The sequence below is a fragment of the Burkholderia orbicola genome (assembly GCF_900100915.1).
In the GTDB taxonomy this organism is placed as follows: Bacteria; Pseudomonadota; Gammaproteobacteria; order Burkholderiales; family Burkholderiaceae; genus Burkholderia; species Burkholderia orbicola.
The window spans coordinates 1,514,477-1,526,102 of record NZ_FNKW01000002.1 but is presented as its reverse complement, the minus strand read 5'-3'; the positions used below and the strand labels follow the sequence as shown (position 1 = coordinate 1,526,102).

Annotated in this window: 11 protein-coding genes; 4 read left to right on the top strand and 7 right to left on the bottom strand. The window is 64.2% G+C overall.

Translation table 11 applies throughout. The features are described 5' to 3' along the window. Positions 1-212 precede the first annotated feature (212 nt). Both BLS50_RS35515 and BLS50_RS23810 read right to left on the bottom strand, forming a co-directional pair. The gene (locus BLS50_RS35515) at positions 213-566 is read right to left on the bottom strand and encodes a hypothetical protein (protein WP_143028365.1); all 354 of its coding nucleotides are present in this window, start codon (positions 564-566) and stop codon (positions 213-215) included. Beyond that, complete coding sequence (locus tag BLS50_RS23810) at positions 563-1,321, bottom strand: hypothetical protein (RefSeq protein WP_074806655.1); 759 nt, start codon at positions 1,319-1,321, stop codon at positions 563-565. Before BLS50_RS23810 ends, BLS50_RS35515 begins: the two co-directional genes overlap by 4 nt. 206 nt (positions 1,322-1,527) lie before the next feature. On the opposite strand from BLS50_RS23810, the gene BLS50_RS23805 reads away from it, so the two are divergent. Together BLS50_RS23805 and BLS50_RS23800 are read left to right on the top strand one after the other, a co-directional pair. Next, positions 1,528-1,878 (top strand): hypothetical protein, encoded by a 351-nt coding sequence (locus BLS50_RS23805; RefSeq protein WP_074804498.1) that lies wholly within the window; start codon positions 1,528-1,530, stop codon positions 1,876-1,878. Between the two features lie 128 nt (positions 1,879-2,006). After that, entirely contained in the window at positions 2,007-2,573 is a 567-nt protein-coding gene (locus BLS50_RS23800) for a hypothetical protein (protein WP_074804496.1), read from the top strand. Positions 2,574-2,600: 27 nt separating this feature from the next. On the opposite strand, the gene BLS50_RS23795 is transcribed toward BLS50_RS23800, so the two are convergent. Continuing rightward, the gene (locus BLS50_RS23795) at positions 2,601-3,476 is read right to left on the bottom strand and encodes a LysR family transcriptional regulator (RefSeq protein ID WP_006479882.1); all 876 of its coding nucleotides are present in this window, start codon (positions 3,474-3,476) and stop codon (positions 2,601-2,603) included. Positions 3,477-3,638: 162 nt separating this feature from the next. Here BLS50_RS23795 and BLS50_RS23790 point away from each other — a divergent pair, with 162 nt between their 5' ends. Together BLS50_RS23790 and BLS50_RS23785 are read left to right on the top strand one after the other, a co-directional pair. Next, positions 3,639-4,958, top strand: a complete 1,320-nt coding sequence (locus tag BLS50_RS23790; protein WP_074804495.1) for a DUF3422 family protein — start codon at positions 3,639-3,641, stop codon at positions 4,956-4,958. Between the two features lie 34 nt (positions 4,959-4,992). Next, a complete protein-coding gene (locus BLS50_RS23785) occupies positions 4,993-5,196 on the top strand; it encodes a hypothetical protein (RefSeq protein ID WP_074804493.1) in 204 nt (67 codons plus the stop codon). 76 nt (positions 5,197-5,272) lie between these two features. Here the strand turns inward: BLS50_RS23785 and BLS50_RS23780 are convergent, their stop codons facing one another. From BLS50_RS23780 to BLS50_RS23765, 4 genes are all read right to left on the bottom strand, one after another. After that, positions 5,273-7,285 carry a phospholipase effector Tle1 domain-containing protein gene (locus BLS50_RS23780; protein WP_074804492.1) on the bottom strand — a complete coding sequence of 671 codons (2,013 nt, stop codon included), beginning with the start codon at positions 7,283-7,285 and terminating at the stop codon, positions 5,273-5,275. Positions 7,286-7,301: 16 nt separating this feature from the next. After that, positions 7,302-7,757, bottom strand: a complete 456-nt coding sequence (locus BLS50_RS23775) for a DUF3304 domain-containing protein (RefSeq protein WP_176934282.1) — start codon at positions 7,755-7,757, stop codon at positions 7,302-7,304. Positions 7,758-7,864: 107 nt separating this feature from the next. Then, positions 7,865-8,848, bottom strand: a complete 984-nt coding sequence (locus tag BLS50_RS23770; RefSeq protein WP_249183234.1) for a DUF4123 domain-containing protein — start codon at positions 8,846-8,848, stop codon at positions 7,865-7,867. A gap of 14 nt (positions 8,849-8,862) precedes the next feature. Then, on the bottom strand, positions 8,863-11,415 hold the full coding sequence (locus tag BLS50_RS23765; RefSeq protein ID WP_074804490.1) for a type VI secretion system Vgr family protein: 2,553 nt from the start codon (positions 11,413-11,415) through the stop codon (positions 8,863-8,865). Between the last annotated feature and the right edge of the window lie 211 nt (positions 11,416-11,626).

Below are 11,626 nucleotides of genomic sequence, written 5' to 3'. Positions count from 1 at the left end.
GCGAAGCGGCGGCCGGCATCGGTGAGGGCGATCGCAGCCGTCGGGATGGCTCACAGTGTATCGACGGATCGCCGGCTGTCGACCTGTCATGGTTGACGGGGCGCGTGTGCGCCCTGCACCGTTACGGCTGCGGCTGCGGCTGCGGCTGCGGCTGCGGCTGCGGGCAGGCCGGCGGTGAGGCAGTGATAGGGGCCGCCCGCGACTGCGCGGCGTTACAGATCCGGATCCAACCCGAAGTGCAGGAGCGTTTCCCGGCGACAACGCGCTTCGGCGTCGGCTATCGAGATGACGCTCAGCGTGCTCTTCGATCGGTCGATCGGTGCCACGTCGAAGACTTTTCGTTGCGGCGGTGCAGCCGAGTGGCGGGGCAGCCGTGTATCGGGCGCGACGGTAGCCGTATTTGAAGCAGGCGTGTGCGCATCACGACGTTCTTGCGTGATGAGCTCGTCAATGAGCTGCTTGAACTGCGAGAAGCGAATGGGACGATTGGCGTTCGGCGCGTGACCGCGTCCGGCGGAGGGCTTCTTGATCCGGAACCCGGCAATTGGACGGTGTTTTTGAGTCATCCGTATATCCCTTTTTCGATCAAGTATCGTTGCAGTACCCGCACCGACGCGCCATGAGGCGCAACGTTGAACGTCATCACGCGATGCGATCCGGCCACCCGCCAGAAGTCTCGTCCGGATCGAGTCGCGTAAAGCGCACGCAGAGACCGGAGCGATCCGTCGGCCAACCCGACCGGATAGCCCTGAAAGTACTGGAACAGTGCGGCCTCGTCGCCATGCAGGCCGGGAATGGGCGCATCGAAACCAAACCGCGGCCATGCGTAGTATCCGCAGAGACGAGGGCCGCCGGGTTCAGGTGGCGCTTTACGACCGCCTATTGCGAATGCGCTGATCCGCGCGATCTTCAACCTATCACACGCCCTGACGATCCGCCACAGCATGGCCGCACCGAGCCCGGCGACAGCGTTATCGGCGAGATCGACGGCCCCGAGTTCGAGTACGGACGCGTCTTCGGTTTGAAGCACGGATACGCGGTTCTCCGATCGGATCAGTCCCGGGTGCGTCACGGAGAATGTCAGTCGACTCGCACAATCGAGATACACCTGAATGTCCGACCCGGCAGGCGCGCCACACAGCGAAACCAGCAGTTCGTCCGAGACGTCGCCGTCCACGCCGAGGCACGCGGCGATATCCAGATCGTTTCGATCGACCGTCAGGCGATCGTCGAAGTACGTCATCTCGTATGGCAGGACGTGACTGAGATCGACACGCTGGACGGGCATGGTTGCGGGCGACGAGTGGAAAGCGCCCAGCATATCGCCGCGAACCCGGCGGGCCGAGTCCGCCAAACGGCTGATCGGGCGTCGAAATGATTGCCCCGACGCCGCAAGCGACGTACGGGGCGCGATCCCGGCGCGCGTGCCGTTTTTTGCACGGCCGCCCCGTTTTTTTGCACGGCGTTTATACCGCCTCTTCTAAGCTGGGGACGTGTCGAACAGCCGAGACGGCTTCCGTCCGCGCCATGACCTTCATTCATCCCTTTCCCGCATTCGATGTCGCCGGCCGGCGGTTGCATGCCGGCGCACCCGGCAGCGTCGCGCCGTTCCCGCCGCCGCGCCCGCGCCTGCAATTGCCTGTCACGCTGACGGCCGACTCCGTCGCGGCGGCGCACGCCCGGCTTGCCGCGCTGCTGCATTCCCCGCTCGGTGTGTATGTCGTCAGCGCGCGCACCGTGCGCAACGTGATTCACGTGCATTTCGACATCGCCCCGGAGGATCTGGATTTCACGCTGCACACGCTGATCGCGCAGCAAGTCGACGCGGTGATCGGGCCGATCGCGCGCCAATTGTGCGTTCCGGCTGGCGCGCGCTGAGCCGGGAACGGCGATTGCTCGGCTAATCCGCCGCCGATTCGCCGGCCGCCGTGCTGTCCGCCGGCCGCTGACGGTGGACGTTTGTGCGCTGCGTCGAACGCGGCGCTACCCCTGAACAGGGAGGGCCTATGTACCTTACGGAAGAAGTGCGTATTGCGCGCCCGGCTACCCGTCGCGCGCATACCGCGGCGTTGCCGTCGGGCAGGCAGCTTGCCCGGCAGTTGATGGTGACGGTTCGCACGGCGGACGTGCTGCTGCGCCAGGCGATTCGCGTGCCCGATCGCCATCAGTGGCTGGTCGACGCCGAACGCGTCGATGCGGCCGGCGGGCCGCTCACCGCGTGGGATTCTCACGTGACGTTCCGCATCGTCAAGGCATTCGCACCGGCGTTCGATGCGGATGCGTGTGCGGCCGACCCCGATCAAGCGGCGGTCGAGATCCGCTTGTTTCTACCCGAACAGGCTTATGTCGCCGAGCGGCGCATCGGCATCTTCGGCCGGCGGCATGGCCAGCGGTTCAGCGCGACGCTATCGGTCACGGCCGGCTCGCAGTGGGGCGGCCGGCGCAGCGAGCACGTTCCGCCGGCAGGGCGCCACGTGCACGGCGACACGCTGGAAGCGCTCGTCGATACGGTGGCCGGCATCGTCAACGCGGCGTTGCGCGCGGCCGGACATGGCACGACCGGCCACGGCTGACGCGGCGGCGAGCGGCCGCCGGCGGGCTCACACGTCGCCGGTTTGCCCGGTCTGCCGCTGCAGGTCTTCCATCAATTGTTCCGCGAGGAAGTCGCACGGCGGCCGTTTCGACTTGGTGCTGCGCGCGAGGATCAGCTCGAGCGGCGGCAGGTCGGGCAGCCCGTGCGAGCGGCCGAGCATCGACAGTTGCGCGGGAATCGCGCAGCGGGCAAGCGGCGCGACCGCAAGGCCGGCCTCGACCATGCTGAGCAGCCCGAGCAGGCTCGGGCTTTCATACGACGTGCGGTACGGCACTTTCGCGCGTTCGAGGCTGCGGATCGCGTTCTCGCGCGCGACGCTGCCCGGCATGAACACCGCGATCGGCAACGGCCGTTCCTCCCAGACGCGCGGCCCGTTCGTCATCGCGGCCCACGCCATCGGCTCGTGGCGGATGAAGTCGCCCGACAGCCCCTTGATGCGCGTCCCGCACACGAGATCGACGGTGCCCTCCTTGATCAGCGGCGCGAGCGCGCTGCTCGGCAGCCCCATCACCTGGATCTCGACCTTCGGGTAGGTCGCGGAGAATTTCTTCAGCACCGACGGCAGCAGCGACGACGCATAGTCGTCCGGCACGCCGATCACGACCTTGCCGGTCACTTCCGGCCGCACCACGGCCGCCCATGCCTCGTCACGCAGCGCCAGCATTCGTCTGGCGAATCCCAGCAGCACCTCGCCTTCGCGCGTCAGCACGATGCTGCGCGGCTTGCGCACGAACAGCGGCCGGCCGATCGCGTCCTCCAGGCTCTTGATCTGCATGCTCACGGCCGACTGCGAGCGGTTCACGGCCTCGGCCGCGCGGGTCATGTTGCCGGTTTCCGCGACGGCGACGACGGTGGCCAGCACGTCGTGATCGAGCATCTTCATGGGTATCAGGAAAACTGAACGTAACGATCAGCATTATGCGTTTTTATTGTTGCTGTGTGTCTGCCATAGTGCGATCACGCTGGCGTTTCGCCCGAGGGTGGCGCGGCGGTCGGGCCGCGCCAATCCGGCGTGCGGGACTGAACAGGGAAGCGTGGTGAATCGATGATGGACCATCCGTTGCGCGCCGCACTGGCCGCGGAATTGCATGCGCGGCCGTTCCTGCGGCTCGCCGAAGCCGTGTCGCTCACGCACTACGCGATCTATGCGGACGGCCAACCCGACATCCACGAAACGCTGCTGCACGCGCTGTGCCGCGATACCGGCATCGACGCGCCGCACGAAGGCGCGACGCACTACGCGGTGCAGTCGCCGTGCGGCTGGCACCTGAAGTGGGAGCGCCACACCGAATTCTCGACCTTCACGTTCGTCGCGCCGCGTCGCGACACCGGTTATTTCGACGATCTCGCGATCGACGGCATTCCGGCCGCGTGGTTCGCGCGGCTGGCCGGCATCCGCTTCGTCGCGGTGCGGATGGAACTGCTGTCCGGCGACGCCGCGCGGCGCGTATGCGGCGATCTGCGGCGCTGGATCGACGGGCCCGTGCTGGTCGGCAGCCGCGTGCTCGGCGGCGGCAAGGTGTTCTGCGACTGGCACGTGCGCGACGACGGCTTCATGCGTTTTCTCGTGGTCGACGAGGATTTCCGCGAGGAGCAGGGCGGCCGGCTGTTGCAGCGTCTGTACGAAATCGAAACGTACCGGATGATGGCGCTGCTGGCGCTTCCCGTCGCGCGCCGGATGAGCCGCGAGCTCGACGAGATCCATGCGGCGCTGCACGCGTTGATGCAGCGGATGGATGCGAGCGGCGCCGACGGTGACGACGCGGCGTTGCTCGTCAAGCTCACGCATCTGGCGGTGCGGGTCGAATCGTTGTCGGGATCGGGGGCGCGCTTCAGCGCGTCGCGCGCGTACGAAAAGCTCGTGCTGGCGCGCATCCACGAGCTGCGCGAGGAGCGTATCGAAGGGATGCCGACGATCGCCGAATTCATGGAGCGACGCTTCGCGCCGGCGATGGAAACCTGCCGCAGCGTGTGGGCGCGCCACGAACAGATCGCCGCGCGGATCGCACGGGCGGTCGACCTGCTGCGCACTCGCGTGAATCTCGCGCAGGAAAAGGACGTGACGCGGCTGCTGGCCGGCATGGAGCGCACCGCGCGCAACCAGCTGCATTTGCAGCACGCGGTCGAAGGGCTGTCGGTGGCCGCCATTTCGTACTACGTGCTGTCGCTCGCGACGGCGGCGTTCAAGGCGCTGCACGTGATGAACCTGCCGGTCGATCCCGAGCTGGCGGAAGGGCTGCTGATCGCGCCGGTCGTGTTCGCGGTGATCCACATCACGCGGCGTACGCGCGCGCAGCTTGCGCGGGCCGAGGCGGTGCATGACAGTGCGCCCGTGCACGCGGCGGCGTTGAAGCGGGCCAGCTAGAACATCAACGACATATCAAGGCAAAGGAGTGGAGATGACTTTTTCGCAGAAGCAAGCGGATTTTTACAGCGGTTTCGATGCCGCGTTCGATGAGCCGGTGCCGGATGATGCCGGTGTGCCGGAAGCGGTGCGCGTGACGTCGTATCAGGCAGTGCTGCAGGAGCCGATGACGTCGCTCGTTGGCAGCACCATCGATCGTCCGGAGGTCGCGGCGGTGGCGATTCTCGGGTACAACTGACGCCCGACGCGGAAGCCTGAGTTGCCCGGCCGCGCGTGCGGCCGGGTGGTTTGCTGACCGAACCGAAGGGTGATGCTCAGTCGCCGGAGAGATCGCCGATCGAAGCGCCGTGAGGAATCTGGCCGGACGTGACTTGCCGGACGTATTCGTCCTGGGCGTCCTTGATGTTCTTGGAGATGTTGCCGAGGACTTTCTTGATGTAGTCCTTGGCGGCGTCGGTCTGGCGCGCCATCCAGCCTTTCTCTTCGATTTCGCGAAGTTGCATGAATACGCCGTCGCCGAGTGACACGTTATTGAGCCGCGTAATCGTGTTGTGTACGAAGTTGTCGAAGAACGCGATCACTTCCGGCGTCAGCTTTGGCGGATGTACCCATGCGGTGGCCAATGCACGCACTGTTTTGTCCGAGATGTCGTCGACCGTCCGGCGTTCGCCGAAGGTCGATTGCGGAACCTTGGAATTCGGATCCTGGCCCTTGTAGTACCAGTCTCGACCTTCGTAGTCCGGCAAGCCACCCCCTCTCGTGAAGATCGAGTTGTAGACGTCGGCATCGATGGTGTTGATGAAAAGATTGTTGCCGCTGCTGTAGTGGCCTGTGCGATCGTGAACATAGCGTGCCCACGACACGAACAGCTTCTGATGTTCGAGGAAGTGTTTCTCGAGCGGACCGTTTGTTTTCGGCAGCATCGCGGTGTACGCACCGAACAGATCGTTGACGTTGAGATCCTTGCCGTTGACATTGACAGTCTTGCGATAATCGAATTCGCGTGCCGCCAATGGAGATATCGTGCGCAGTTTGGCGAGCGGTAGCATCGGCACGCCCGCGGACCAGGCACGGTCGAGCATGTTTCGTGCAGAGACACGGGCCAGTTCAGAGGATTTTTGATCCTCGCCGTCCCGGAAGCCGCCTCCGACGTCCGACTGGCTGCCTGGATAGACGATCTCCAGCAGGTTCGCGTGGTCCGACGATTTTCGTGGTGAATCCAGATTCTTGTAGAAGCGTAGTTCCGTTGCGGCTACGTGATGGACAATCGATTTGAATTCTTTATGGATATCGAATTGCCCGAGCGAATGCTTGGACAGGGCGAGGAAGAAACTCAGTCCCTTGATGCTGATGCTGGCGACCTTGCCTTCGCCAGGGACGACGCCAAGTACAGGCGCAACGACTTTCGTGAAGATCGAATCCGCATAGGACGTCGATACGCAATCGAACAGCCCCATGAAATCGAACTGGACCTCGATGTCCGCGTAAGTGATCTTGCCGTCCTTCTGCTTGCAGGTCTTTCCGATCAATTCGTTTGCAAATTTCCGTCCGATGACGCCGCCGCGGTCATAACCGAAAATCGCCACGCGAATGCGCTTGATTTTGCGTGGATCGGCCGCGGTGGCATGTGCGACGTTGTTCTTGAAATCCGCAATAGCCTTGTTGACCCGTGCATCGAAGCCCGTACCCATATAACCCGCGGCGAATTCGCTGTCCCGGACAACCGGAATGGAGTCTGCCGCGATGGTCGTGGCGGCGGGTAGCAGGGCGCCAGCCACCTTTCCCGGGGTCACCGATTCCTTGATCTGATTTCTCGCGGTCTCGCCCGCATGCTCCAGCCCGTCGAGGACCGACGATGTGCCCCGTGACAGCAAACCTTTGTCTGCAGGGGAGCCTCGAAACCGCTGGGCGATGTCGGCGGCGATCTTTTTGCCGGGATCCTTGATCACTTTGGCATCCGCTTCCTTAAGCAAGGCGGCTTCGGAATCGGTCAGGACTTTCTTGACCGCACCGACCGTTTGCCCTGACAAGTCCCGGCCCATGCCTTCGTAATACATCTTGTAGATACCGACCTCATCGCTGCTGTCTGCGTGCGCGTTGAAGAGACGCGCGATATTCGACAGGCGATCGGTATCGGTCAGGCTCTGTGCGAAACCGTCGAAGAAGAAGCTTTGATAAATCTCCTGATTGCAACGAAAGCATGGGCTGGGCGGCTCGGCCGGAAGTTGCGCACTGACGCTCTCGGCGCGTGTGGCCCGCGATGCAGCCGATGCCGATTCGGACTGGCTTTTCGAGGCGCCTTGTGCGGCGACGGTTTCGTTCGGCATGTTTTCCCCCGCTGGGCTAGTTGGTGGCGCGCATGCGCGGCATTGTCGGGTATTCGACCCACCGTGCTTCGATCTTGCGTTCAGGCAGGAAATGGAACTCGATATAGCCGTCGCGCTTGTTCGGGAGCTTCGGGACGGCGACGTCCGTCTCATAGATTTCCGGCGACAGGTTCTTGGCGTCCTCTTCGGGCGTCAGGTCGTACGTGATCTTGAGGTGCCAGGTTTTCTTGTTGCTCGGTACCTCCATGCAACAGACGGTACCGCCGCCGCCGCCGAATTGGCGGGCGTGCACGCTGCCTGCGCCGAAGCCATCCACGACGAAGTTGTAGACACCTCGCTCGGTATAGTTGAAGCCCACGACGCGATAGGGGCCGTAGCTTGTGGCCTGGGCATGTACCCACCATGCGCCGCTCAGCAGCAGTGCAGCGATGACGATGGGGTTGCGAATGAGGCGGCGAAGCAAAGTCAGCATGTCGATGTTCCTGTCATTCAATTCGTCGCGGACGACGCGTTGCTTGTTGTATTCGGGTTGTGCAGATCGGTCGGGGCTGCCGCTGCCCGTCGCTCCGCAGCATCCCGCTATTCGCCGGCATATCCGGCAAGCGGATGTGCATCGAGTAACGCAGCCCACACGTCCGCGTCGACATCCGCCAGCGTTGCCGACATTGGCGGAGGTGCTTCTCCTCGCGCGGCGATCTTCCCGGCGATCTCCGGATGCGCATCGAACGCCGGATGCACGTTCATCCCGATCAGCACGAAATACGCGAGATCGTTCTCGTTCACGAGCCCATGCCGGCTCCGCGCTCGCGCGACCAGGTCCTTCACATAGCGAATGCCCCAGCGGTCCGGCACCGCCGACATCGGCGGCAGGAATTCGTCACGTAACTGGAAATACAGCGTCTCCGCAAATCCCTCACGCGCTAGCGCATCGTACTGCGCCTCCGTGAACACGATTGGCGTCGCGGCGGCGGAGGGCAGCGGCCCATTTTCCTCGCCGACAATGCTTTCCCATGGATCGAATCGATAACGCAGTTCGACGAACGTCGCCAGCAGCTCGCGCCGTTGCGTAGGCGTCAGGATCGGCACGAGGTTTTCGAGAATCGACGGATCGTAGTAGCGCAGCAGCGCTTGACGCGTATCCGGCAACGTCGCCTCGGCAAGCGGATGCAGATACGCGGCGAGTTCGGGCAATGCATGACCGGTCGCGAGCCACACGACGAGATCCGAATCGCTACCGGCATTCAGCAGGTCGAGCATCGTCGCGCGCGACGCATCGTCGTTCACCGTCAGGTCGAGCAGGAACGGGCCGATTTCGGGCCGCGACGCTTCGAGCATCGTGTCTGGATACAGCGATTGCCATGCGATGCCGCGTGAACGTGCCGCATCGAGCATCGTATCGTCCAGCGCGCCGTCGACGAGCGCCAGCAGGCGCAGCGCGCGCGTTTCCGCGGCTTGTCGTGTGCAGTGCCACTCGCGCAGGTCGTCGTGCCGTTGCGCGGCGGTCGTGCTTGGCCATCGTGCCGGCAACGGCAGCGCACGCGTCAGATCGCGAAACGGCTTCATGGAGGCTGCGTCGTTCATGTCCGGGGCGTCAGTGCAGATTTCATTTTCGCGGCGCTGCGACGGCATTCCGAACATACGCCTTCGGGCAGGCGGGGCAGCGGATAGTCGACGCTGGTCGGGCCCGAGAAGCTGTGGTTGCCGCCCTTGAAATCCACCTTGCCGGGCGCGTGGATCTCGATGTTGCCATTGCCGATGCGGATATATGCACCGCCGGACGTCAACAGGATCGACTGCTTGGACGCGATGTCGATTTGTGCGGTAGCGGCGACGACCTTCACGGTCTTCTGCGCGGTGAGCTGGACGTCGTCGTCATGCGCGCGGATCTCGACCTTGCCCTTGCCGGCAAACAGCTTGATTCCCGTGTTCTGCGCGAACAGGCTTACCGACGAGATCACGCTCGCGATCAGCGATTTTCCGGCCGCGATGTGCGTGTTCTGGCCGCTGACGACGTTGACATGCTTGTCCGCAACCATCTGAAGCGACTGCTGGCTCGCCAGTCCGATGCCAGCCGGGCTGCCGAATAGCATCACGGGCTGCGCGAACGCATTCGCGTTGCCGGTCCCGCCGCCCGATGTGCGTCCGCCCGACGAGGCACCGGCCACGTTCTGCTGGGTCGCGTCGGTGAACGTCTTCAGCGCGCCGCGACCGGGGCTCAGCGTGTCGGCCTGATGCGTCTCGCTCACGTCGGACAGCGATTCGAGCAAGCCTTCGGCGCCGACGAGCTGTTGCTGCGTCTCGCGCACGTCGAGCGGCTGGCTCGACACGCCCTTCGGATGCGTCGTGACGTACAGGCCCTGGTTCGCGCGTACGGCTCCGTAGGCATCGGTTCGCAGGTCGAAGCCGCTGCCGACGTACGTGCCGCGCGTGTTGCCGGTCTGCTCGATCAGATAACCGACGTGCAGCAGGCTGTTCGCCGTGCTGCTGTACAGTTGCGCGCGACTTTGCCCGGTCGAGTCGTCCATCACGAGCTGGTTGTAGCCGCTGCCCGCGTATTCCTTCGAGCGGAATCCGGACAGCAGCCCGTCGGTGTGCCACTGCGGCTTGGTCGCGCCGTTGTAGAGTCGCGCGGTGACGATCGGCCGGTCGCAGTCGCCGGACATCCAGTCGACGACCACTTCCTCGCCGATGCGCGGCACATGCACGCTGCCGTACCCGCTGCCCGTGTCCGACGACGCGACACGCAGCCAGCACGATGCGCGCTCGTCGCCTTCATTCTGGCGATCCCAGTGGAACCGGACCTTGATCCGGTTCAGTTCGTCGGTGTGGACTTCCTCGCCCTTCGGCCCCGCGACGGTCGCGGTCTGCAGATGCATCTTGGGCTTCGGGTGCTCGAATGGGCTGCGGAACGGTATCGTCTGGCGCTGTGCCTCGATTTCGACGAGATAGAAGCCTTCGCTGCCATCGGCGTGGCGCACGGTCATCGCGCCGGCTGCATCGCCGAGTTGCGCCTTCATCGCGTCGAACCGGGCGGCCAGGCCGTGCGGGAAATGCGACGGCATGGCCGGAATGTTGTTCCTGATCCACCACACCGTCTCGACGACGGCGAACCGGTTGCCGTCCTGTTCGGACGGGGGGTGGGCCGTATGGTCGGTCAGCTCGAACACGCGGCCCGCGTCGATGCCGCGCATTCCTCCGATGCCGTGGAAGCGCTTGGCGCGCGATTCCCATTCTTCCATCCGAATGGTCGACTGGCGGTTGCCGTCATCTTGGGCGCCGTACGTATAGGCGCCCGTATAGGTGTAGACCTCGGTCTGGTTCGGCAAGTCGCCCTGATCGGGCCGGGTCGGTACGTCGGTGCCCTTCGGATTGAGTGCGGTGCCGGGCGACTTGTAGTCGAACGTGCGCGTCGTGTAGTGGCTGCTCTGCAGCGTGCGCGAGCCCGACCACTGGACGAGTGCCTGAGTCTCGTCGCCCGAGGCCGTCCGCTGGAACGGCACGCGTGCCGGCGCGGCGGCGGGCAGCGAACGGGGAGAATCGGTGATCACCAGCGTGTGGTGCGAGCCGTCGCTGGCCTGCTCGAAATAGCCGAACAGGCCCTCGTCTTCGAGCAGGCGATGAACGAAATGCCAGTCGTCCTCGAACTGCATGCAGAACGACCGGTTCCGCAACGGCGCGGAAAGTGCGAACTGGAACATGCCGGCGGCTTGCGGATGCTGGTTGAAAACGTCTGTCAGGATTTCGTCGGCGGTGCGATCCTGCCAGATGCGCTGGTCGTGGCGGTATCGGAGGAAGCCGAGCCACGGCATGAAACGGATCTGGTACGCGGTGATGCCGCCGTCGAAGCCAAGCCGGCGCGCGGTCTGCACGTAGCCGTGCCAAGGCAGATAGGCGCCGCCTTGCTGTTCGATCCACAGCGTGACGGGCTGTGCGATCAGCTTTTTCAGCTCGATATTGTCGCGGGTCGACACGGCGTCGACCGTCAACGTGTACTCGCGGCCCAGCCGGGATACGCCGTGAACCGTCTGCGGCAGCAGGACATTCTGGCCCAGCGGCGTGTCGAGCTTGAGCAGGCGAGCTTGCTGAAACAGGCCGCCGCCGATCGCGCGAACCAGTTCTCGGGAATTCATCGTCGTGGCCCTCTGGAATCGAGAACGATGAGTAGGCAGGCGATTGGATCGCCGGTTTTATCGTACAAATTCTCTCGATTCGGGATTTTACAGGACAAATTGCGCGATTTCGGTGTTGGCATACCGGCTGGACACCGTGCCCGCCCGACATGTGCAACTGGCCAGGCAACCGTCGGCGGCCGAGAGGGCCGGACGCGACGGCTGGACACCG

Coding starts and splice junctions, on each gene's coding strand:
- BLS50_RS35515 (WP_143028365.1), bottom strand. CDS start 566: ATGACTCAAAAACACCGTCCAATTGCCGGGTTCCGGATCAAGAAGCCC.
- BLS50_RS23810 (WP_074806655.1), bottom strand. CDS start 1,321: ATGCTGGGCGCTTTCCACTCGTCGCCCGCAACCATGCCCGTCCAGCGT.
- BLS50_RS23805 (WP_074804498.1), top strand. CDS start 1,528: ATGACCTTCATTCATCCCTTTCCCGCATTCGATGTCGCCGGCCGGCGG.
- BLS50_RS23800 (WP_074804496.1), top strand. CDS start 2,007: ATGTACCTTACGGAAGAAGTGCGTATTGCGCGCCCGGCTACCCGTCGC.
- BLS50_RS23795 (WP_006479882.1), bottom strand. CDS start 3,476: ATGAAGATGCTCGATCACGACGTGCTGGCCACCGTCGTCGCCGTCGCG.
- BLS50_RS23790 (WP_074804495.1), top strand. CDS start 3,639: ATGATGGACCATCCGTTGCGCGCCGCACTGGCCGCGGAATTGCATGCG.
- BLS50_RS23785 (WP_074804493.1), top strand. CDS start 4,993: ATGACTTTTTCGCAGAAGCAAGCGGATTTTTACAGCGGTTTCGATGCC.
- BLS50_RS23780 (WP_074804492.1), bottom strand. CDS start 7,285: ATGCCGAACGAAACCGTCGCCGCACAAGGCGCCTCGAAAAGCCAGTCC.
- BLS50_RS23775 (WP_176934282.1), bottom strand. CDS start 7,757: ATGCTGACTTTGCTTCGCCGCCTCATTCGCAACCCCATCGTCATCGCT.
- BLS50_RS23770 (WP_249183234.1), bottom strand. CDS start 8,848: ATGAAGCCGTTTCGCGATCTGACGCGTGCGCTGCCGTTGCCGGCACGA.
- BLS50_RS23765 (WP_074804490.1), bottom strand. CDS start 11,415: ATGAATTCCCGAGAACTGGTTCGCGCGATCGGCGGCGGCCTGTTTCAG.